Source organism: Serratia oryzae, assembly GCF_001976145.1.
In the GTDB taxonomy this organism is placed as follows: Bacteria; Pseudomonadota; Gammaproteobacteria; order Enterobacterales; family Enterobacteriaceae; genus Chania; species Chania oryzae.
This window is the reverse complement of the sequence record NZ_MOXD01000002.1, coordinates 381,762-403,550: the sequence shown is the minus strand read 5'-3', so window position 1 is coordinate 403,550 and position 21,789 is coordinate 381,762. Positions and strand designations below refer to the sequence as shown.

At 55.7% G+C, this 21,789-nt stretch carries 20 protein-coding genes; 8 read left to right on the top strand and 12 right to left on the bottom strand.

What is annotated here, in order from left to right; translation table 11 throughout:
* Positions 1–126: 126 nt before the first annotated feature.
* The 4 genes from BMI79_RS05065 to BMI79_RS05050 form a co-directional block, all read right to left on the bottom strand.
* A complete protein-coding gene (locus BMI79_RS05065; RefSeq protein ID WP_076940991.1) occupies positions 127–1,230 on the bottom strand; it encodes an adenosylhomocysteinase in 1,104 nt (367 codons plus the stop codon).
* 311 nt (positions 1,231–1,541) lie between these two features.
* Positions 1,542–2,225 (bottom strand): outer membrane protein, encoded by a 684-nt coding sequence (locus BMI79_RS05060; protein WP_197091804.1) that lies wholly within the window; start codon positions 2,223–2,225, stop codon positions 1,542–1,544.
* Between the two features lie 146 nt (positions 2,226–2,371).
* The gene (locus BMI79_RS05055) at positions 2,372–2,992 is read right to left on the bottom strand and encodes a response regulator transcription factor (RefSeq protein ID WP_076940989.1); all 621 of its coding nucleotides are present in this window, start codon (positions 2,990–2,992) and stop codon (positions 2,372–2,374) included.
* The gene (locus BMI79_RS05050; protein ID WP_076940987.1) at positions 2,992–4,305 is read right to left on the bottom strand and encodes a sensor histidine kinase; all 1,314 of its coding nucleotides are present in this window, start codon (positions 4,303–4,305) and stop codon (positions 2,992–2,994) included. The genes BMI79_RS05055 and BMI79_RS05050 overlap by 1 nt, the downstream gene beginning before the upstream one ends.
* 117 nt (positions 4,306–4,422) lie before the next feature.
* On the opposite strand from BMI79_RS05050, the gene BMI79_RS05045 reads away from it, so the two are divergent.
* Entirely contained in the window at positions 4,423–4,986 is a 564-nt protein-coding gene (locus BMI79_RS05045; protein WP_076940986.1) for a DedA family protein, read from the top strand.
* A 1-nt stretch (position 4,987) separates the two neighbouring features.
* Here BMI79_RS05045 and BMI79_RS05040 read toward each other — a convergent pair whose 3' ends face one another.
* Positions 4,988–5,611 (bottom strand): LysE family translocator, encoded by a 624-nt coding sequence (locus BMI79_RS05040; protein WP_076941235.1) that lies wholly within the window; start codon positions 5,609–5,611, stop codon positions 4,988–4,990.
* A 505-nt stretch (positions 5,612–6,116) separates the two neighbouring features.
* Here BMI79_RS05040 and BMI79_RS05035 point away from each other — a divergent pair.
* Together BMI79_RS05035 and BMI79_RS05030 are read left to right on the top strand one after the other, a co-directional pair.
* Positions 6,117–8,789, top strand: coding sequence for a beta-glucosidase (locus tag BMI79_RS05035; RefSeq protein ID WP_076940984.1), 2,673 nt, complete (start codon positions 6,117–6,119; stop codon positions 8,787–8,789).
* 89 nt (positions 8,790–8,878) lie between these two features.
* Positions 8,879–9,943 carry an AraC family transcriptional regulator gene (locus tag BMI79_RS05030; RefSeq protein WP_076940983.1) on the top strand — a complete coding sequence of 355 codons (1,065 nt, stop codon included), beginning with the start codon at positions 8,879–8,881 and terminating at the stop codon, positions 9,941–9,943.
* 5 nt (positions 9,944–9,948) lie between these two features.
* On the opposite strand, the gene dusC is transcribed toward BMI79_RS05030, so the two are convergent.
* Both dusC and rhlE read right to left on the bottom strand, forming a co-directional pair.
* On the bottom strand, positions 9,949–10,884 hold the full coding sequence (gene dusC / locus BMI79_RS05025) for a tRNA dihydrouridine(16) synthase DusC (RefSeq protein WP_076940981.1): 936 nt from the start codon (positions 10,882–10,884) through the stop codon (positions 9,949–9,951).
* Positions 10,885–11,211: 327 nt separating this feature from the next.
* Positions 11,212–12,567 (bottom strand): ATP-dependent RNA helicase RhlE, encoded by a 1,356-nt coding sequence (rhlE, locus tag BMI79_RS05020; protein WP_076940979.1) that lies wholly within the window; start codon positions 12,565–12,567, stop codon positions 11,212–11,214.
* Between the two features lie 324 nt (positions 12,568–12,891).
* Here rhlE and BMI79_RS05015 point away from each other — a divergent pair, with 324 nt between their 5' ends.
* The 5 genes from BMI79_RS05015 to BMI79_RS04995 are packed head-to-tail and all read left to right on the top strand — an operon-like array spanning position 12,892 to position 18,607.
* Positions 12,892–13,590 carry a transcriptional regulator gene (locus tag BMI79_RS05015; protein WP_076940978.1) on the top strand — a complete coding sequence of 233 codons (699 nt, stop codon included), beginning with the start codon at positions 12,892–12,894 and terminating at the stop codon, positions 13,588–13,590.
* Positions 13,591–13,628: 38 nt separating this feature from the next.
* Positions 13,629–14,612, top strand: a complete 984-nt coding sequence (gene hlyD / locus BMI79_RS05010; RefSeq protein WP_076940976.1) for a secretion protein HlyD — start codon at positions 13,629–13,631, stop codon at positions 14,610–14,612.
* Positions 14,613–14,621: 9 nt separating this feature from the next.
* Complete coding sequence (locus BMI79_RS05005; protein ID WP_076940973.1) at positions 14,622–16,358, top strand: ATP-binding cassette domain-containing protein; 1,737 nt, start codon at positions 14,622–14,624, stop codon at positions 16,356–16,358.
* Positions 16,355–17,491, top strand: a complete 1,137-nt coding sequence (locus BMI79_RS05000) for an ABC transporter permease (protein WP_076940971.1) — start codon at positions 16,355–16,357, stop codon at positions 17,489–17,491. The genes BMI79_RS05005 and BMI79_RS05000 overlap by 4 nt, the downstream gene beginning before the upstream one ends.
* 9 nt (positions 17,492–17,500) lie before the next feature.
* Positions 17,501–18,607 carry an ABC transporter permease gene (locus tag BMI79_RS04995; RefSeq protein ID WP_076940970.1) on the top strand — a complete coding sequence of 369 codons (1,107 nt, stop codon included), beginning with the start codon at positions 17,501–17,503 and terminating at the stop codon, positions 18,605–18,607.
* Positions 18,608–18,913: 306 nt separating this feature from the next.
* On the opposite strand, the gene BMI79_RS04990 is transcribed toward BMI79_RS04995, so the two are convergent.
* The 5 genes from BMI79_RS04990 to moaB form a co-directional block, all read right to left on the bottom strand.
* Positions 18,914–19,621, bottom strand: coding sequence for a Bax inhibitor-1/YccA family protein (locus tag BMI79_RS04990; protein ID WP_076940968.1), 708 nt, complete (start codon positions 19,619–19,621; stop codon positions 18,914–18,916).
* A 396-nt stretch (positions 19,622–20,017) separates the two neighbouring features.
* Positions 20,018–20,470 (bottom strand): molybdopterin synthase catalytic subunit MoaE, encoded by a 453-nt coding sequence (moaE, locus tag BMI79_RS04985; protein ID WP_076940966.1) that lies wholly within the window; start codon positions 20,468–20,470, stop codon positions 20,018–20,020.
* A 2-nt stretch (positions 20,471–20,472) separates the two neighbouring features.
* On the bottom strand, positions 20,473–20,718 hold the full coding sequence (moaD, locus tag BMI79_RS04980) for a molybdopterin synthase sulfur carrier subunit (RefSeq protein WP_076940964.1): 246 nt from the start codon (positions 20,716–20,718) through the stop codon (positions 20,473–20,475).
* Complete coding sequence (gene moaC, locus BMI79_RS04975; protein ID WP_076940963.1) at positions 20,715–21,194, bottom strand: cyclic pyranopterin monophosphate synthase MoaC; 480 nt, start codon at positions 21,192–21,194, stop codon at positions 20,715–20,717. The genes moaD and moaC overlap by 4 nt, the downstream gene beginning before the upstream one ends.
* Before the next feature lie 3 nt (positions 21,195–21,197).
* Complete coding sequence (gene moaB / locus BMI79_RS04970; RefSeq protein WP_076940961.1) at positions 21,198–21,710, bottom strand: molybdenum cofactor biosynthesis protein B; 513 nt, start codon at positions 21,708–21,710, stop codon at positions 21,198–21,200.
* Positions 21,711–21,789 lie beyond the last annotated feature (79 nt).

Genomic DNA, 21,789 nt, shown 5'->3' with positions numbered 1-21,789 from the left:
TGAATTATAAGTGAGGGATATGAATTTAGCACAGTGATTGTTAACAGCTATTTGTGACAAATTCTGTCGAAGCGAAAATTAGGCAAACCGCGAGCGCACGGGGCTGTGCGCTCGGCTTAACAAAAGTTACAGTGCCGGTTGCCAGGCCGACTGCGGCAACAGATACACCCCAGCGGGCTGCTGTGCGCCAACACCGACAATATGGCCGATCCCCGCCGCCATTACCGCCAGGGTGACATCAAAGGCATTCAGGCTGTCACCATAGCCCGCCGTCAGGTTAAACATTGAGCCGTTCGCCAGCAGATACAGCGTTTTTCCGGCCAATTGGTAGGCGTTAACAAAGGGTAGCGGTTCGCTGCACGGCAAGGTTTGCAGGAAACCCACATCAATCTCTTCCGCCACATGGCCCACGTTGAGGATAAATACCCCCTCTTTCGCCTGTTGCAGATGCGCGGCAGACAGCACGTTCTTCGCCCCGGTTGCCGTGGCAATCACGTCGGCCTGTGCCATTGCCGCAGCCAGATCGACAACCGCCCAGCCGTCGTAACGCGCCTGTAAAGCCCGCGCCGGATCGATTTCTGCCACGATCACCTGCCCACCATAGGCCTTGGCGGCAGCAGCTACGCCCTGGCCCACCAGACCATAACCGATCACCAGCACGCATTTTTCATGCAGTGTTAAATGGGTAGTCTGGAAGAACGTGTGCCAAGCGGTGAGCCCCACCATATGGCGGTTATGCAGCCCTTCTTTCACCGGCAGGTCATCCCAGTTGAAAATCGGGTAGCGCGGCGCAATGCCGCCCAGGCGGTTGATGCCTGAACCGGTGGCTTCCAACCCGGCCTTAATCTGCGGGCCGCTGGCTGACTGGTGCAGACGCGTGGTGAGATCGGCCCCCATCTCGCAAAGATGTGTCGGATTCCAGTCCAGCGCGCGATCAAAAGACGCAGACCAGTCGGCCTCGCTCATATCACGCCAGGCATAGGCTTCGGCACCGTGGCGCTCTAGCCAGGCCACCACGTCATCCTGAACCGTTGTCGGGTTACAGGTGGTGAGATAAATCGCCGCCCCTTTCCCCAATAACCCCGCCACCAGCGGTGCCATTTTCAAATCCAGGTGCATATTGCAGGCCAGACGCACACCGTGCAGATCCGGCAATGCCGCAACCGCCGCACGGGTGCGCGGCATATGGCGCATCGCCCAGTTCAACTCACCGTCAAAATCCTGATACATTTGTTGCTCCTCCGCTACACCACAGGATAGCTCAGGGAAATGTGCTAATCTGTCGCAAACCTAGCACTCTCCCATCACTGAGATTTATACCCAAAGAGATTTCCATCGTTATCTTACAACAGAGGCATATCCATTACCTTTCAAGTTGCGGATCGCCGACAAATGGAATGACGTGGATTGAAATAAAGAGCCTATGGTGGCGTTTACAAAGAAGGGGATAATTTCCCGCTTATCCAATCTGGCAAGCGGGAAATTATCATAGACACAGGATAATAACAGGCACAGCGGTAATAAATGAAAATCAGCGGAGATTAGAACAGATAACGCGCACCCAGTACCACTTCGCTGGAAACCAGACGCGCTTTCATTTGCTCGTCCTTCAGCCCTCTGACGTTGTTGAAGTTGTTGTAACCACTTTCAACATTGCCCATATCAACGTAACGATAACCCAGATCGAAGCTCAGGCGCTCAATAGGGGCATAGCTGATCCCGGCCCCCAGAGAGTAGGCCAGATTGGTTTGGCTGTTTGAACCATATTGACGTGAGGTATTACCCTGCCAGCCATCAGATTCAACTTTAGCGATACCCAGGCCAAGGGTGCCATAAATCGAGAAGTCATAACCCAGTGCATAATCACGGTAAGCATTGAGCATTAAACGTTGCACATCCACTTTATGGTGATTAAAGCTGCTGGCAAAGGTGGTTGACCCGCTGGTGTATTCGCTCTTCTTCTTGAAAACGTATTCACCTTCGGTGCGCCAGCCATTACCAAACTGATAACCTGCGGCAATAGCCCCATTAAAGAAATTTTCTCTTTCATTGCCGCTGACAAAACTCCCAACGCCTGGGCGGCTGCTGGTATCCATATTTTTTGCCGATTGCTCAACGTGCAATAACTTCAGTGAGCCGTAATAACCTTGCAAAGCATCATCAGCAAAAGACTGGCCAGAAATAGCCGCTAAAGAAATAGCCAGCACAAGAGGTTTAATATTCATGCGTTCCTCGCTCTAAATAAATTAATAATGATGTGAAGCATCGCAATCTGGCTTATTTCACATCATCGCAACAGATTCCGTTAAAATAGCCAGCCCAGCGCGAGGAAACAATTCGGTCGATTACCTAACTTTCTAGGTGTTTTTACCTAGTCCATATTTTTAGTCAGCAGCCCGCCATAAATGGTAATCAATTTAACCAAGGAGTTAATCTCCAATTTGGCAAACAGATTGGCGCGATGCGCTTCAACGGTACGCGGTGACAGGGTTAAATCATGGGCGATTTCTTTGCTGGATTTACCCTCCATAATCAGCAGGGTGATTTCATATTCACGTGCAGAGAGCGTGCTGAGCTTGTCTGTTAATTCGGCATTTTCTGCGCGTTGTTTCTGCAGCAGATGCTGATGCTCCAATGCTGCGCTGACGGTTTCGATCAGCAAATCTGCATCAATAGGCTTGGTCAGGAACTCAAAAGCGCCATTTTTGAACGCACGTCGGCACAGATCAATATTGCCGTGGCCGGTCATAATGATGACCGGGATTGCCAGCCCTTGCCGCTGCCACTCTTCCAGCAGCAGCAGCCCGCTTTTGCCCGGCATACGGATATCCAGCAGCAAACAACCCGATATGGCCTGCGGCTCCTGCATCTGTTGCTGGAAATCCAGCACGCTTTCATAGGCCCGCGTTTGCCAGCCCATGGTAGCCAATAATGAGCTGAGCGAACAGCGGATGGCCTGATCGTCATCAATCAGATAGATAAACGGCTCCATCACTCCTCCTGAGCGTTAAAAGGGAACCACAGGGTGAAACAGGCCCCCTGCCCGGCAATATTTTCTACTTTAATACTGCCGCCAAGGCGGTGGATCAAGGTTTCAGCCAGCGCCATACCCAAGCCTAGGCCGTCTGGGCGAGTGGTGAAAAAAGGCATAAACACCTGTTGCAACGCCTGTTCAGAGAGCCCAGGCCCGCCGTCTTTGAGCTGCAACGTAATGCCTTGCTCGGAGGCCACGGCGCTGATGGCTACCCAGGACGCCGCCTGATGTTGCTGCGCCTGAATGGCATTGGTCAGGATGTTATGAAAAATCTGCTCAATCCACAGCGGTTCAGCCCGCAGTGGGGGCAAGGTTGCTGGCAAGCGGTTGATCACATTAACCCTCCCGCTTTGGATCTCATTTTCCAGCAGCATGGTGACACGCGACCAGATCTCACCCAGATTTACCGCTTGAAACACCACCCGATCATGAGTCAGCTTTTGCCGGAACTGCAGCAGCAGTGCGCTGATACGCTTTATCTGGATCACGGCAGCATCCAGCAGTGGCGGCACCTTGTGTGCCTGTTGTTGATTAAGCAGGCGCAGCGCGGCCTGGTTATAGCTCAGAATCGCCGTTAACGGCTGGTTCAGTTCATGAACAATGCCGGTGGTGATTTCGCCCATCGCATTAAGCCGGGTCAACTCCGAGAAATGTTCACGCAGAACGGCAATGTTGCGCTGGCGTTTTTGCACACGATACTGGCTGACAAAATAGATAATCCCCGCCCAACCGAGTGACGCTAGCAACATCAGCAGCCACGGTAAGCGCGCCCAATCAGGATCGCGACTGGCAGAGAGTTCAAAAGGCTGCAAAGCGCTGGCGACCTCTTTATCCCACTGCCAATAGGCAGGTTGCCAGCGCCCGCCGAGTTCGATCAGCTCAGCATTCTGCCAACTAAGACGAATATGCCGAAAATAGTGGCTCTGCGGCAGTTCGGCCAGCAGCACGTTAAGATCGATCAGCAACGCAAAATGCTGATCATTGAGCCAATAAGTGCCCTTACCGGCGGGCAACAGGGTATGGGGTGCCGCCGCAGACGGTAGCGGTTTCCAGGCAAGGATCTGGGGGAATTTCTCTTGAATGACTGAAGGATCGCTGGTTACGGACAGTAATGAAAGAATCGTTTCATGCTGCGCGAGTTTGACCGTGATATCGCGATGTAAAATACGAAAATCGATGGATTGCTCTTCATATTGCTGCTGCAAAGCATAAATAATCAGCCCACTGCCAGAGAGCAAAGATAACAGCAACCAGATACCGACCTTGAGCATAATAATTCCATGTTATCCTGGGATAACTTTATAACGAGTAAAAGATTTTATATATTGAGGCCAAACGGGCAACACACGCTTAATATCAGCAGTTGATCGCAATCGATAAGGAAAAATATGACGGATCTGGCCCATTATATCACGCAATATGGTTATTGGGCGCTGTTAATCGGTTGCCTGCTGGAAGGGGAAACCATTACCCTGCTGGGTGGTATTGCGGCACACAACGGATTTTTGCGCTTACCATTGGTGATCGCGGTGGTGGCACTTGGCGGCACGTTGGGCGATCAGTTGCTCTATTTTGCCGGGCGCTATTTTGGTGGCCGAGTCATTTCACGCATCAAGAATCAGCAGCAGCGCATTGAGCGCGCGCAACGGCTGATTGCCCGCCACCCGATGCTGTTCGTGATTGGCGTGCGTTTTATGTATGGTTTCCGCATTATCGGCCCGGTGCTGATCGGCGCCAGCAAATTGCCCCCTTCGCTGTTTATCCCGCTGAATATCCTTGGTGCCATCCTCTGGGCGACGCTCTTTGTGCTGCTGGGCTATTTTGGTGGCCAGGCTATCGGCAGTTTCGTCAGCGGTTATGATAAAAAGCTCTACAGCCTGCTGTTTTGTGCGCTGGTGATCGCCGCCATCCTGTTGCTGCGCTATTGGTGGCGGCGCAAACGTAAAGCCTAAGCTATTTGTTGAACATCAGTTTCAGGCCCAGCAACGCCAGAACGCTGCCGCCCAAGCGATCAAACCAGGCTTTGAAACGCAGATACACCCGGCGCGGGCGTGGCGATGACAGCACAAATGCCACAAAGGCATACCACAGCAAGTCGACCGCGAGGGCAATCAGCGGCAGCACGATGTACAGCACTGGTTCAATTGTATGGCTGAGCAGCGCGGCAAATACGCTGCCGAACACGATAGCGGTGTTCGGATTGCCCAACTGGGTCAGCAACCCGGTGGTAAATGCCCGGCGAAACCCCCATTGCTGCCCCCCGGTGGCTTCTACCGTCAATGGCTGGCTGGCAGCGCGCAGCATCCTGAATGCCAGATAAATCAGATAAGCGCCCCCCAGCATTTTCAGCGTAGTGTACAGCCAGGGTAGCGCCAGCAGCAGAGACTGCAGGCCGAGCAGGGCAATCAGCGCGAAGACAAAACACCCTGTCCCCATGCCTAATGCCACTGCCATGCCGTCACGACGCGACGAGGCCACGGCGGTGCGCGCCACCAGAATAAAACTTTGCCCTGGGCTCATCGCCCCCAGCGTAATCGCGCCGGTAATGCTCAATACTGACAACAGCGTTTCGCTCATCATGTCCCTGTTCTCCACGAGATCCTGGGTTTAAATCTGCGCGTCGGTAACTACAAAAGCAACGGGAAATATCACTAGGCTCGGCAGTGCCCTTCAATTGATCATGATGCCGTCGCTGTGCCAAAGACCTATCAGGTGGCCGGTGTTCAAACCCGACAACGCAGCGGGCAGGCTTTGGGCTGGGGCCATTGCGGGACACAGTTTGGATACCCTCTTTTAATCTTAAACCTGCCAGAGAAGCATAAGCACGGCTGAACACAGCAGATCTGCTCCCCTTCCACGCCTAACGCGATAAAAGTCTGTTATAAATAACTTTATAACCTAACCGCATCAGGGTGCAGCCGGTTAATCTCCGGTGTGACCACGGTCAAATTTAAATAAAACTGTACTATCAAGTTAAAAAAACGTTCTTTGTGGGTAATATTTTGCTGCCCGAAAAATATAGATTAACTCCTGAATACCCTGGCTTTTAAAAACCTTCCCACATGAATTCATGGAAAGAAATATGAAAAAACCAATTAACTGCATGAATCGCCCGGATAAAAAAACGCTGAAACGCCTGTCTGGGTTAATCTGTCTCTCTGCGTTAACCCTCGCGGGATGCGACAACAGCTCCAGTACCTCGCAAAACGGCGATAAAATTGAGCGCTTGCTGGCGCAGATGACCTTGGAAGAGAAAACCTCGTTCCTGCATGGTTTAGTCAAAGGCTTTGATATGTCGGACTTTGGCGATCCGGAAAACAAGGCCAACGTCGGCTTTATTCCAGGCGTGCCCCGGCTCAATATTCCACCACTGCGGCTCACCGACGGCCCCGCCGGGGCGCGCTATACCAAAGGCTTGACCACTGCGATGCCTGCGCCAGTCTCTCTCGCGGCCAGTTTTGACCCTGCATTGGCCAAGCAATACGGGGCGGCCATCGGCGCGGAAGCCCGCGCGATCGATCAGGATGTGCTGCTCGCCCCCATGGTCAATATCGTCAGAATTCCGGGGGGCGGGCGAAACTTTGAAACTTTCGGTGAAGATCCGCTGCTCGCCGGAGAAATGGCCAGCGCAGAGATCACCGGCATCCAAAATCAGGGGGTGATGGCTAACATCAAGCACTTTGCGGCCAACAATCAGGAAACCAATCGTATGACTATCAACACTATTGTTGATGAACGTACGATGCGCGAGATTTACCTACCGGCATTTGAGCAAGGGGTTAACGCCGGAGTGGCTTCTTTTATGTGCTCCTATAACCGTCTGGCTATCGACGGTAAAAACAGTGACTACGCGTGCGCCAGCAAGACGCTGCTGACGGATATTCTGCGTACCCAGTGGAAATACGATGGCTTTGTGATGACAGATTGGTACGCCGCCGTGCTACCGGGCTTACAAGGCTTGGAGGCGCTGACGCCCGCCCCGTTGAGCGCCGGCCTGGATATGGAAATGCCGGGGGGCAATATGTTCGGCAGCTTGCTGATTGACGCCGTACAGAATAAGGCGATCCCAGTCGCCACCGTCGATAAAGCGGTCTACCGCATTCTAACCCAGATGGATAAGTTCCATTTACTGGATGGCACGCCACCGGCGAAGAAAACCATCGATCAGCTAAAAGATCAGAACAGCGTTATCGCCAAACAGGCCGCGATCGAGGGTGCTGTTTTATTGGTTAACGAGAACAACGCACTGCCTCTGCAGGCCAGCAGTATCACATCGTTGGCGGTAATTGGCCAAACGGCGGCCAGCCTCAACTATGGCGGCGGCGGCAGTTCGCGCGTGAAACCGCTGAATATGAAGGCCCCGCTCGCCTCAATTAAAGAGCGACTGGCCGATGGGCAAGTCAGCTATCAACCCGGTGTTGATCTTGACGGCATCGCTATCCCAGCCTCCGCACTCAGCCACGATGGGCAACCTGGGCTACTGAGGAATGATGGCAGCCTCGACAACGAGCTCAACTTCACCACCGACAATCTCAACCCGCTGGCCCCAAACGGCAAGCAAGTGATCACCTGGTCCGGTAACCTGACGGCACCGACCACCGGCGATTATGAGCTGAAGATTCAGGTGAAAAATGGCGGTGCCAGCCTGAAAATCGGCACCGGCGATCAGAATGGTAATCCGCAGATCGGCATTGCCGACAGCAGTTCGATTTCTTTTGCCGATATCTCGCTGATCTCCACGCGCGATGGGCTGCAGTGGGCAGGTTATAAAATCCACCTTGAGGCCGGTGTGCCGCAGCCGATTACCATCACCGCGATCCCCGGCGCGGGCAGTGACTTTGCCACCGATCTGGCCGATCCGCTGAAACCCACCAGCTTCAGGCTAGCCTGGATGACCCCGGAGCTGAAACAGCAGCGGTTTGACGATGCCGTCAACGCCGCCAAGAATGCCTCAAACGTGGTGCTGTTTGCCTATACCGAAGGCAACGAAGGGAAAGACCTGATTGAGTCAATCAACCTCCCCGAAGATCAGGATGCGCTGATCAAGGCGGTGGTAGAAGCCAACCCGAATACCGTCGTAGTGCTGAATGTGGGTTCATCCATTGAGATGCCTTGGCTGGATGGCGCGCACAAGCCTACCGCGCTGCTGAACATGTGGTATCCCGGCCAGGAAGGGGCCGATGCTACGGCGGATATCCTGTTTGGCCAGGCGTCGCCCGGCGGGCGTTTACCGATCTCGATCCCATTCAAGCTGGCAGATTATGCCCCGGCCAACGAACCGCAAAGCTTCCCTGGCGTAGACGATACGGTGATTTACCAAGAAGGGATATTTGTTGGCTATCGCTGGTACGATCAAAACAACGTCAGCCCACGTTTCGCATTCGGTCACGGGTTATCCTACACCCAGTTCTCCTACAGTGAACCGACCGTGGCCGCCACCGCAGACGGCTATAGCGTCAGCTTCTCGGTCACCAATACCGGGGGAAGCGCCGGTGTGGATGTTCCGCAAGTTTACTTAGGCGCCCCGGCCAATGCCGCGGTGCCGATGGCGAAAAAAGCGTTGGCCGGGTTCAGCAAAGTGAAGCTGGCCGCCGGGGAATCCAGCAGAGTGACGATCCCCATCGCAAAACGTGCGCTGTCTTATTGGGACGTCAATACGGCACAATGGCAGGTTGCTAGCGGCCAGCGCGCTGTGTACCTGGGTTCTTCCGCTGGTAACGTGGAGGAAATAGCACAGATTCAGGTTACGAAATAGGCCCTTGCTCAGCATGTAACTTGGTGATATGAGTGAAATATCTTCGGCTATTTCACTCTTTCCATTGCCATGGTTCGTAGGATAACAGCATGAATAACCGCAAAACGGTTTCCAATATTGTTTCCCGCTCTCTGTTTTCCTTTCTGCAACAGCATGACGTGCCCGCAGCCTCGATCCATCACCGCACGGGGATCTCCTCTTATGAACTGACCCAGTCAGACAGCCGGATTTCAGCAGCACAGCACTATCGCCTGATGGTTATGGTGGAAGAAAAGCGTGAATTGCTGTTTACCCACTACCAGCCGGATTTCGCCATGGCGGACATTTTCCGTTCCTGGGGCACCTTATCCTCACTGCTGACCAACAGCAGCACCCTGCGCCAAGGTGTGGAAAACTATTTGAAATACCGCAGTATTATCGGGCAGACCGATGATATTCAGCTTTATGAAAACGACAGCCAGCTAATGCTGGAATACCGCAATACCGGCCCTGAGATCCTCGGGGCCTCGCTGGCATCGCCATTGGGGAATTTCATTATTCTGGCCGAGATTATTAGCCATTATGACCGGCAAACTTACGCGTCTATTCAGGTGACGTTGAAAGGCCGCTATTCCAGCACACGGCAGTCTCAGCACCTGTCATCGCTCTTGGGCTTCAGTTGCAAGATGAATGCCGCACGCAACACCCTCACCTTCAGCAAGCAACATATTGACAGACCTTACGAATTTTATAACCGCAGGCTGTTTGAAATTATCCAGAAAGCCGCCAATGACGAGATCAACACCCTTATCAGCCTGGCTACGCCGCTCACAGCGCAGATCAAAAACTGCCTTAGGGCACTTTACCAAAACCCGATCGCCCACCAGCACAATCCAACCAATGAAATCGCACTGATTTGCAAAAAAATGTCGATGCCGCGCTGGACGCTGCAACGCAAACTACTGCATGAAGGCCAGAATTTCACTGAATTGCTACAGCAGACCAAAATGGAAGAAGCCTGCCGCTTGCTGCAACAGCGCCATCTTACCCTCAGCGACATCAGTGAATTACTCGGCTTTTCATCTCAGGCCGCCTTCAGCCGTTTCTTTCGCAACAAGATGAACGTTTCGCCACTGCGCTACCGCAACGGATTTGCGGTGTATGAGAAAGGGTAACTCGATCAGATCGCCCGGTTAATTACCCGCGCAATATCGCCTGAGGTTTTCAGCACGCGGACTTCAGTAAACAGCGCGCTGGCCTCCTGATACTCTTTGCGCAGATAGCCCAGCCACTGTTTGATGCGGGCCACGTGATACAAACCGGTATCGCCCTGCTTTTCCAGATGGACATATTTTTGCAGCAACTGCACCACCTGCGGCCAAGGCATGCGCGGCTCATTGTATTTCACCATCCGGCTCAGGTTAGGCAGGTTCAGCGCGCCACGCCCCAGCATCACCGCGTCACAACCGGTCACTCGCATACAGTCCTGCGCGCTCTGGTAATCCCAGATTTCACCGTTGGCGATCACCGGAATGGATAGACGCTGGCGGATCTCACCTATTGCGGGCCAGTTGATGCGATCGGCCTGATAACCGTCCATTTTGGTGCGGCCATGCACCGCCAGTTCGCTGGCCCCTGCCTGCTGTACCGCGTCGGCGATTTCAAAACTGCGGCTGCTCGAATCCCACCCCAGCCGCACTTTAACCGAAACCGGTAAGTGGGCCGGTACTGCAGCGCGCATCGCTTTAGCCCCCTGATAGATCAGCTCAGGATCTTTCAGCAAGGTGGCACCGCCGCCGCTGCCGTTAACGTGCTTGGAAGGGCAACCACAGTTCAGATCGACGCCGTAAGATCCCAGTTCCACCGCGCGGGCGGCGTTTTCCGCCAGCCATTGTGGGTATTGACCAAGCAGTTGTACGCGAACCAGCGTACCTGAAGGGGTACGGCTGGCATGTTCAAGCTCGGGGCATAAACGATAGAAGGATTTAGCGGGCAGCAGTTGATCGACCACGCGCAAAAATTCGGTGATGCAGAGATCGTAATCGTTCACCTCGGTGAGCAATTCCCGCACCAGAGAGTCGAGAACCCCCTCCATCGGAGCTAAAAATACGCGCATGACTACCCCAGCTAAAAAAGACGCGCCATGATACGGGCGAAAGGCAACATCAGACAAGCCTCCTGGCAAGTTGATCATCCAGAATGGCACACTTCGATGTCATCTGTTGCGCCTGCAAAAGGCGAAAAAAAACCGCCAATCGATGGCGGTTGAGGTTGATGACAAAGTCGCTTTTGAACCCGAGATACTCGGGCCTAGCGCACCGAGGGGCGCTCCGGCGGCTTACGCCGCTACGACCCCTTCGGCACGCTCTCCCTAATAACGGGCTTTGTCAGCAGTCTGAACCGCCAATCGATGGCGGTTCAGTATAGAGCACGGGTTGACGAATCACTCGCCCGGTTTGCGGCTACGCGGACGGCGTGCAGGTGCCCCGGAACGCGGTTTGCCATCGCCCTGCGGGCGGGCGCTGCCACCAGCGCGATTTTCGCGCTGGCCGCCGCCATTACCGCTGCGTTGCCCGGCACGCTGACCACCGCCGTTGCCATGCGGCGCACCACGGCCACCGCCCTGGCGCCCGTTGATGATCGGCTCCGCTTTAATCGACGGATCCGGCTCATAACCCGGCAGGGCAATACGCGGGATTTCACGCTTCAGCAGGCGCTCGATATCGCGCAGCAGTTTGTGTTCGTCCACGCACACCAGCGAAATCGCTTCACCGGTGCATTCGGCACGGCCGGTACGGCCAATGCGGTGCACGTAATCTTCCGGCACGTTGGGCAACTCGTAGTTCACCACGTGTGGCAACTGATCGATATCCAGACCGCGCGCGGCGATATCGGTGGCCACCAGCACACGGATTTTGCCGTCTTTAAAGTCGGCCAGCGCACGGGTACGCGCGCCTTGGCTTTTGTTGCCATGGATCGCCGCCGCGGTGATGCCGTCTTTATTCAGCTGTTCTGCCAGATGGTTGGCACCATGCTTGGTGCGGTTAAAGACCAGCACCTGCTTCCAATCCCCTTCGCCAATCATCTGGGACAGCAGCTCACGCTTGCGCTTCTTATCCACAAAATGAACGCTCTGTTCGATCTGCTCGGAAGCGGTGTTGCGACGCGCAACTTCCACCGATGCCGGATTGTGCAGCAGCTTGTTGGCCAGCCCCTTGATCTCGTCAGAGAAGGTGGCTGAGAACAGCAGGTTCTGACGCTTCGGCGGCAGCTTGGACAGCACGCGGCGGATATCATGGATAAAGCCCATATCCAGCATGCGGTCTGCTTCATCCAGCACCAGAATTTCAATTTTGGACAGATCAACCGCGTTCTGGTGCTCCAGATCCAGCAGACGCCCCGGTGTTGCCACCAGAATATCGACGCCGCCGCGCAGCTTCATCATCTGCGGGTTGATGCTCACGCCGCCAAACACCACCAGCGAACGCAGGCGCAGGTGTTTGCTGTAGGCATCCACGTTTTCGCCGATCTGCGCAGCCAACTCGCGGGTTGGCGTCAGGATCAGCGCCCGCACCGGGCGACGGCCTTTGATCGGGTGATCGTGCTTGCTCAGCAACTGCAACAACGGCAGGGTAAAACCAGCGGTTTTACCGGTACCGGTCTGGGCGCTGGCCATCAGGTCACGACCTTCCAAGACCACAGGGATTGCCTGACGTTGAATTGGCGTAGGTTCGCGATAGCCCTGTTCTTCAACAGCGCGCAGAATTTCGGCACTTAAGCCGAGGTTTTCAAATGACATAGTAGAGAAAAACTCCAGATCCCCCCTAACCTAACAATGTTCGGTGCAGTTTCCTGGGAGGATGATCAGACGGGGCATAAGGCAGTGCTCGCGTTTTTGTTTGCGGCACAACCTCGGCATACCACGAGGGATTGGCACAAACTGCAGTGCACCAAGCTGAGGATTGTAACAGAAGTCGAACAAAAAAAAGCAATTTTGCGTGATAAGAGCAGATTCTCGCCTAAAAAAGACCAGCCCCCAACAATAGTCCTAAGATTTTGTTTACATTACGTACCGTCGGGCCTAAAGTTAATCAATCATATGATTAACTTTAGCGAGTCAGTCATGTCAGCAACGGAAAATCAGCACACACCTAGCCGGGCACGCGGTGAACAGGCGCGCCAGCAACTGCTCGCGGCCGCCATTGAAGTGTTTGGCGAATACGGCATTCAAGGGGCGACCACCCGGGAAATCGCCCAGCGCGCCGGGCAGAATATCGCCGCCATCACCTACTATTTCAATTCGAAAGAAGGCCTGTATCTGGCGGTGGCGCAGTGGATCGCCGACTTTATTCAGCAGGCGTTCCATTCGCCAAGCCAGGAAGTCGAACATTTCTGGCTGCTGCCTGCATCACAACGCACGCCAGAACAGTATCTGTACCACCTCAAGCGTGGTTTGCTGGATTTCAGTGCGCTGATGACCCAGCCACAGACGCTCAACCTGAGCAAAATCATGTCGCGCGAACAGCTTTCCCCTACCGACGCCTATCCGCTGATCCACCAGCAGGTGATTGCCCCCTTGCACCAGATGCTGTGCCGCCTATTGGCGGGCTATACCGGCCTTGATGCGCAATCAACCAAGATTGTGCTGCACACCCATGCGCTGATTGGCGAGGTGTTATCGTTCCGCGTCGCGCGTGAAACCGTGCGCCGTCAGGCGGGCTGGCAGCAGATCGGCAGCGATGAGGCAGCGCAGATCGGCGCCGTGCTGGCTGAACATATCGAGATTCTGGTTTGTGGGCTGCGCCAGCGTTACGGCGCATAAATCCCCCTTCTTTCACACTGCAACCGACAGGAAGCATTATGAACAAGAAAAGAATTGGCATTATCGGCATCGTTATCCTGTTAATTGCCGCCGTCTACGGCTTTTGGCATTACCAGCAGCAACAGGAAAAACCACTGACGCTGTACGGTAACGTCGATATCCGCACGGTGAACCTGGGCTTTCGCGTTGACGGGCGCCTGGCATCGCTGGCGGTCGACGAAGGGGACAGCGTGCAGCCGGGGCAGTTGCTCGGCAAGCTGGATGATGGCCCATACCTTAACGCGCTGCAGCAGGCACAGGCCAACGTCGCCAGCGCGGCCGCCAAGCTGGCGCTGTTGCAGGCAGGTTATCGTGACGAAGAGATCGCCCAGGTGCGCTCAGAAGTGGCGCAACGCCTCTCGGCCTTCAACTATGCCGATAGCTTCTTCCAACGGCAGCAGGGTTTGTGGGCGAAAAAGGCCACCTCAGCCGACGCACTGGAAGACGCCCGCACAGCGCGCAATCAGGCGCAGGCCAACCTGCAGGCGGCGAAAGATAAACTGACGCAATACCTGAGCGGTAACCGCCCGCAGGAGATCGCCGAAGCCAAGGCCAACCTGGCGCAGGCCGAAGCGGTCTTGGCGCAGGCACAGTTGAATCTGCAAGACACCACGCTGACCTCCCCTTCTGCCGCTACCGTGCTGACGCGAGCGGTTGAGCCAGGCACCATGCTCGGCGCAGGCAGCACGGTGTTTACCCTGTCGCTGACCCAGCCGGTATGGGTACGCGCCTATATCAATGAGGCCAGCCTGGGTAAAGCGGTTCCGGGAACGGAACTGCGTATTTATACCGACAGCCGCCCTGGTAAGCCCTACCACGGCAAGATTGGCTTTGTCTCCCCAACCGCCGAATTTACGCCAAAAAGCGTCGAAACCCCGGATTTGCGCACCGATCTGGTTTATCGCCTGCGGGTGATTGTCACCGACGCCGACGACGCGTTACGCCAAGGTATGCCGGTCACCCTGCGCTTCACACAACCCTGAGGAAAGGTGATGGAACAGGCACATACCATTGAACTGGTGGCGTTGGAAAAGCGCTTCCCGTCACTCGCCAAACCGGCGGTTGCCAGCCTGACCACCACTTTGCGCAGCGGCGCGGTCACCGGGCTGGTCGGCCCCGACGGCGCGGGCAAAACCACCCTGTTACGCATGCTGGCCGGGTTGCTGAAGCCCAGCAGCGGCCAACTGCGCGTCGCCGGGCTGGATCCGATCGCAGAAGACCGGCAACTGCACGCCATTCTCGGCTATATGCCGCAAAAATTCGGCCTGTATGAAGACCTGACGGTGATGGAAAACCTGACGCTGTACGCCGATCTGCGCGGCGTCATCGGCGATCTGCGCAAGCAGACCTTCGAGCGGCTGCTGGCCTTTACCGATCTGACGCGCTTCACCGAACGCCTGGCGGGCAAGCTTTCCGGCGGCATGAAGCAGAAACTCGGATTGGCCTGTACGCTGCTTGGCCAACCGCAGGTGTTATTGCTGGACGAGCCCGGCGTCGGCGTCGACCCCATCTCGCGCCGCGAACTGTGGCGCATGGTGCATGAACTGGCCAACGACGGCATGCTGATCCTGTGGAGTACTTCGTATCTGGACGAAGCGGAACAGTGCCGCGAAGTCTTGCTGATGAACGAGGGCGAATTACTGTTTAGCGGCGCGCCGCAGGAGCTCACCCAGCGCATGGCCGGGCGCACCGTGCTGATTAGCGCACCGGTAGGCAGCCACCGGGCGCTGCTGCAACGGGCGATCTGTCTGCCTACCGTCAGCGATGGCGTGATCCAGGGGAAATACCTGCGGCTGATCCTAAAACCCGGCGAAGATCACCGCCAGGTCTTGCACGATCTGGATCTGCCCACGGCTGAACTCACCGAGGCGGAGCCACGCTTTGAAGATGCCTTTATCGACTTGCTCGGCGGCGGCCCCAACAGCGCCTCGGCGCTGGCGGAGATTATGCCCAACGTGGAAGGCGATGGCACGGAAACGGTGATTGAAGCACAGGGGTTAACCAAAAAATTCGGCCACTTCGCCGCCACCGATCATGTGGATTTCAAGGTGCAACGCGGGGAAATCTTTGGCCTGCTCGGGCCTAACGGAGCCGGTAAGTCCACCACCTTCAAAATGATGTGTGGCCTGCTGGTGCCGAGCAGCGGCAAGGCGCTGGTGCTGGGGATGGATCTGAAAACCAGCTCCGGCAAAGCGCGCCAACACCTGGGTTATATGGCACAGAAGTTCTCGCTGTACGGCAACCTGACGGTGGCGCAGAACCTGAAGTTTTTCTCCGGCGTGTATGGCCTCAGCGGCAAGGTGCAGCGCGACAAAATCCATGAGATGTCTACCGCTTTCAACTTCGGCCCGATCCTCAACCAGACGCCGGACTCGCTGCCGCTCGGTTTTAAACAGCGGCTGGCCCTGGCCTGCGCGCTGATGCATGAGCCGGATATTCTGTTCCTTGATGAACCCACCTCAGGGGTGGATCCCCTCACCCGCCGCGAATTCTGGTTGCACATCAACGGTATGGTGGATAAAGGCGTCACGGTGATGGTCACCACCCACTTTATGGACGAAGCGGAGTACTGCGATCGTATCGGGCTGGTGTACCGCGGCAAAATTATCGCCGCCGGTACGCCGGACGATCTCAAACAACAGATCGCCAGTGCTGACAACCCCAATCCTTCAATGGAACAGGCGTTTATCGAGCTGGTGCAGGGTTACGATCGGGAGGAAACCTCATGAGCGATAACAGCGGCTTTTCCTGGCGGCGCCTGCGTGCGTTGTGTTTGAAAGAAACGCGGCAAATCCTGCGTGACCCAAGCAGTGGCCTGATCGCCTTCGTCATCCCGCTGATGCTGCTGTTTATTTTCGGCTACGGCATCAATCTGGACTCCAGCAAACTGCGTTTGGGGATCCTGCTGGAGCAGCACAGCGAAGACGCGCGCGATCTGGCCAACGCCTTTGCCGGTTCGCCCTATATTCAACCGACCATTAGCGATAACCGCCAGCAGTTGATGCAAATGATGCAGGCGGGCAGCATTCGTGGGCTGGTGGTGATCCCGAGCGATTTCGCCGAGCATATGGCACGGCCGTCCGATCGCGCTCCGTTGCAGGTGATTACCGACGGCAGCGAACCCAATACCGCCAACTTCGTGCAGGGCTATACCCAAGGGGTTTGGCAGATCTGGCAGCAGCAGCGCGCCAGCGATGGCGGGCGGGAAGATAAACCGCTGATCGAGATCCAGATGCGCTACTGGTTTAACCCGGCGGCGATCAGCCAGCACTTTATTATCCCAGGGGCGATCACCATCATCATGACGGTGATCGGCGCGATTCTGACCTCGCTGGTGATCGCCCGTGAATGGGAGCGCGGCACCATGGAGGCACTGCTGTCCACGCAGGTGACGCGCAGCGAACTGCTGCTCTCCAAGCTTGTGCCTTACTACTTCCTCGGCATGATCGCTATGGTGTTGTGCATGGTGGTTTCGGTGTTTGTGCTCGGCGTGCCCTACCGGGGTTCGTTGCTGATCCTGTTTGTGATCAGCAGCCTGTTCCTGGCCAGCACCCTCGGTATGGGGCTGCTGATTTCCACCCTCACCCGTAACCAGTTCAACGCGGCGATGGTGGCGCTGAACGCCGCTTTCCTGCCTTCGATTATGCTTTCCGGCTTTATTTTCCAGATCGACAGCATGCCCGCGATCGTGCGCGCGGTGACCTATATCATCCCGGCTCGCTACTTTGTCAGCACGCTGCAAACGCTGTTTCTGGCGGGCAATATCGGCAGCGTTCTGCTGGTTAACCTGCTGTTTCTGATCGCTTCTGCGGTGGTGTTTATCGGCCTGACGGCCTGGAAAACCCCACGTCGGCTGGATTGAGGAGAGAATATGTTTCACCGCCTCTGGACTCTGATCGTCAAAGAAATGCAATCGCTGCTGCGCGATCCGCAAACCCGCGCCATTCTGGTGATGCCGGTGATCCTGCAGGTGCTGCTGTTCCCGTTCGCCGCCACGCTGGAAGTGACCAATGCCACCATTGCGGTGTACAGCGAGGACAGCGGTCAGGCATCGATCGAGCTGACCCAGCGCTTTGCCAAAGCTAAAGCGTTTTCACACGTCCTGCTGCTGCGCAGCCCACAGGAGATCAAACCCACCATCGATAACCAGAAAGCGCTGCTGCTAATCCGCTTCCCGGCCAACTTCTCGCGCGATATCGCCAGCGGCAATACGGCGGCGTTGCAGCTGATCCTGGATGGGCGCAACTCCAACAGCGCGCAGATCGCCGCCAACTATGTGCAGCAGATTGTGCAGGATTATCAGAACGAGCTGATCGGCGGGCGCGCCAAACCTAATAACAGCGAACTGGTGGTGCGCAACTGGTATAACCCGAATCTGGATTACAAGTGGTTCGTGGTGCCTTCGTTGATTGCGATGATCACCACCATCGGCGTGATGATTGTCACTTCGCTTTCGGTGGCGCGTGAACGTGAGCAAGGGACGCTGGAGCAGTTGCTGGTGTCACCACTGACCACCTGGCAGATCTTTATCGGCAAAGCGGTACCCGCGCTGATCGTCGCCACTTTCCAGGCATCGATCGTGCTGTTTATCGGCATCTTTGCCTATCAGATCCCGTTTGCCGGTTCGCTGCTGCTGTTCTACGCCACCATGCTGATTTACGGGCTTTCGCTGGTCGGATTCGGGCTGCTGATTTCGTCGCTGTGCGCCACGCAACAGCAGGCATTTATCGGCGTGTTCGTGTTTATGATGCCGGCGATCCTGCTTTCCGGCTATGTTTCGCCGGTAGAGAATATGCCGGTGTGGTTGCAGCATCTCACCTGGGCTAACCCTATCCGCCATTTCACCGATATCACCAAACAAATCTACCTCAAGGACGCCAGCTTCAGCATTATCTGGCACAGCCTGTGGCCACTGCTGGCGATCACCGCCACTACCGGCAGCGCGGCGTATGCGATGTTCAGAAGGAAGATTGCTTAACCAAGAAAAAAGGGTATTCACACTGAATACCCTGGGGTTGATGACAAAGTGGTTTTTTAGCCCGAGATACCCGGGCCTAGCACACCGAGGGGCGCTCCGGCGGTTTGCGCCGCTACGACCCCTTCGGCACGCTCTCCCTAATATCTGATTTGGTCAGCAGTCTGAGGACACTGAATACCCTATGGATTTCGAGTTGCAGCTAGGCGGCAAGAGCGTGGAGCCCCAGTCACTTACTCAAGTAAGTGACTGGGGTCCGCGCGCGCAGCCAACAACGCTGCGGCTTGAAAGACGACGGGTATTCAGTATTTAGCGGCGGTTGCCCAGAATACGCAACAACATCAGGAACAGGTTGATGAAGTCAAGATACAGCGTCAACGCGCCTACGATGGCGTATTTGCGAAAGCCGTCGCGATCGTCAGCATTCAACTGCTCGCCCAGGGCCTTCAGTTTTTGCGTGTCATACGCGGTCAAACCGACAAACACCACCACGCCGATATAGGTAATCGCCCAGGTCAGCGCCGGGCTTTTCAGCCAGATGTTAACCAGCGAAGCCAAAACAATGCCGATCAGCCCCATAAACAGCATGCTGCCAAGGCCGCTCAGATCGCGCTTGGTGGTGTAACCGTATAAGCTCATAGCACCGAACATCCCGGCGGTGACCACGAAGGTGCTGGCGATCGACGCGCCCGTATACACCAACAGGATACTGGATAGAGTGAGCCCGGTTAACGCCGAATAAAGCATAAACAGCCCGGTGGCCGCCGTGCCGCTAAGGCGGTTCACCATGCCGGAAATCACAAACACCAGCCCTAACTGGGCAATAATCAGGCCGAAGAACGTAATCTTGCTAGAGAAAATAAAAGACATGATCGCTTCACTTTGTGAAGCATACCAGGCCACAAAAGCGGTCAACAACAAGCCACAGGTCATCCAGCCATAAACCTGCGCCATATATGCCTGAATGCCGCTGTTGGCACGCTCGACGATCGAACCATTACGTGGATATCGGTCCATGACGGTTACCTTTTACATGTGAACTACGTTTTGGGGAAACACCCCTGCCAGTAATAAGCGTATCACAGAAAACGTTATGCGGAACCGGCAAAGGTATTGATTTATACTCGTCATACTTCAAGTTGCATGTGCGTTAGCTGCGTTACTCGGCCCATGTTGGGCCTCACCCCATAGGGGCCACTGCAAGCAGCGTTCAAATCTGCTTACGCAGACTTGTCGTTCACCCCAGTCACATAGTGTTCTATGCTCTTGGGGCTTCACTCCCTTGCCGCGTTACTCGGCCCAATCCTGGGCCTTGCCCCTTCGGGGCCAGCACAAGTGCTGTTCAAAAACACATTGCGTTTTTGTCCTGCAACTCGAATTATTTAGAGTATACCTCCGCTGTTGATACGGGATTTACCAACGCTTTGCGGCCTGCCGATCGGCATCACGGGCTTCAACCCAGCGCTCACCTTGATCGGTGGCTTCACGCTTCCAGAACGGCGCGCGGGTTTTCAGATAATCCATAATAAACTGCGCAGCTTCAAACGCTTGGCTGCGGTGCCCGCTGGTCACGCCAACCAGCACAATCTCATCACCGGGGAACAGATCGCCGACGCGGTGGATCACCGTCACCCGCTGCAACGGCCAACGTGCGCGCGCTTCGGCCACAATTTCTGCCAACGCTTTTTCGGTCATGCCGGGATAATGCTCCAGCGATAATGCGCTGACGCCATCCCCCAGATTATGGTTACGCACCTTGCCGGTGAAGGTGACCACCGCGCCATCATCGTCACACTGCGCCAACCATTGGTACTCTTCGCCGACGCTGAACGGGGCCACGCCCACGCGGATACGGGTATTTTCCACGTTTAGCCCCCGGTGACCGGTGGGAAAAACGCCACTTCGTCGCCCGCCTGCAGCGGATGTTCACTCGCCACCAACGATTGGTTGACCGCTGTCAGCAGCTTGCCAGACTCCAGCGCCAGCGCCCAGCGCTCTCCACGCTCGCACAGCGCCTTGCGCAGCGCCTCGACCGTTGGATATTGCGCCGGTACGGCCAGGGCTGCAGTGCCCACTAGCTCACGCACCTGGGCGAAAAAAAGAATATTGATCATAGCTCCACCTTGAAATCACCGGATTTGCCGCCGCTTTTCGCCAGCAGCCGTACCGGCCCGATCGCCATGTCTTTCTGCACCGCTTTACACATATCGTAAATGGTGAGTGCCGCCACCGAAGCGGCGGTGAGTGCTTCCATTTCCACCCCGGTTTTCCCGGTCAGGCGGCAGCAGGTTTCGATACGCACGCGGCTATGTTCCGGCTGTGCCTCAAGCTGCACTTCCACTTTGCTCAGCATCAACGGGTGGCACAGCGGGATCAGTTCCCAAGTGCGTTTCGCCGCCTGAATACCGGCAATGCGCGCGGTGGCGAACACATCCCCTTTGTGATGGCTGCCGTCGATTATCATCGCCAGCGTTGTAGCATGCATTGCAACAAAAGCCTCGGCGCGCGCTTCACGCACCGTTTCCGCTTTCGCCGAAACATCCACCATATGGGCTTCGCCAGCGGCATTGATATGGGTTAACTGGGTCATAAATTATTTCTTCATATGGGGCAGGAAGTTGCACGGACGATGGCGGGCATCCAACTGCTCTTCAATAATGCGCTCCCACGCGGTGCGGCAGGCGCGGGTGGAGCCCGGCATGGCAAAGATCACCGTCTGGTTGGCAATACCGGCCAAAGCACGCGACTGAATGGTGGCTGTGCCTATCTCTTCAAACGACACCATGCGGAACAGCTCACCAAACCCTTCCACTTCGCGATCAAACAGCGGCAACAGGGCTTCAGGTGTGTGATCACCCGCGGTAAAACCGGTGCCGCCGTTGATTAACACCGCCTGCACCGTCTCGCTGGCAATCCACGCAGAAACCTGCGCACGGATCTGGTAAATATTGTCTTTGACGATGGCACGCGCCACCACCTGATGCCCGGCTTCCTGTGCGGCGTCCTGCAGGTATTGGCCGGAGGTATCTTCCGCTTCGCTGCGGCGATCCGAGACGGTCAGAATAGCAATCTTTGCCGGAATAAATTCGCTGCTGGTTTGGCTCATAGTTAAATGTGCTCCCCTATTATGGATACCCGCTAGGTTTCAAGCCGTAGCCTGACAAAGGGATAGGCGCATAGCCCCT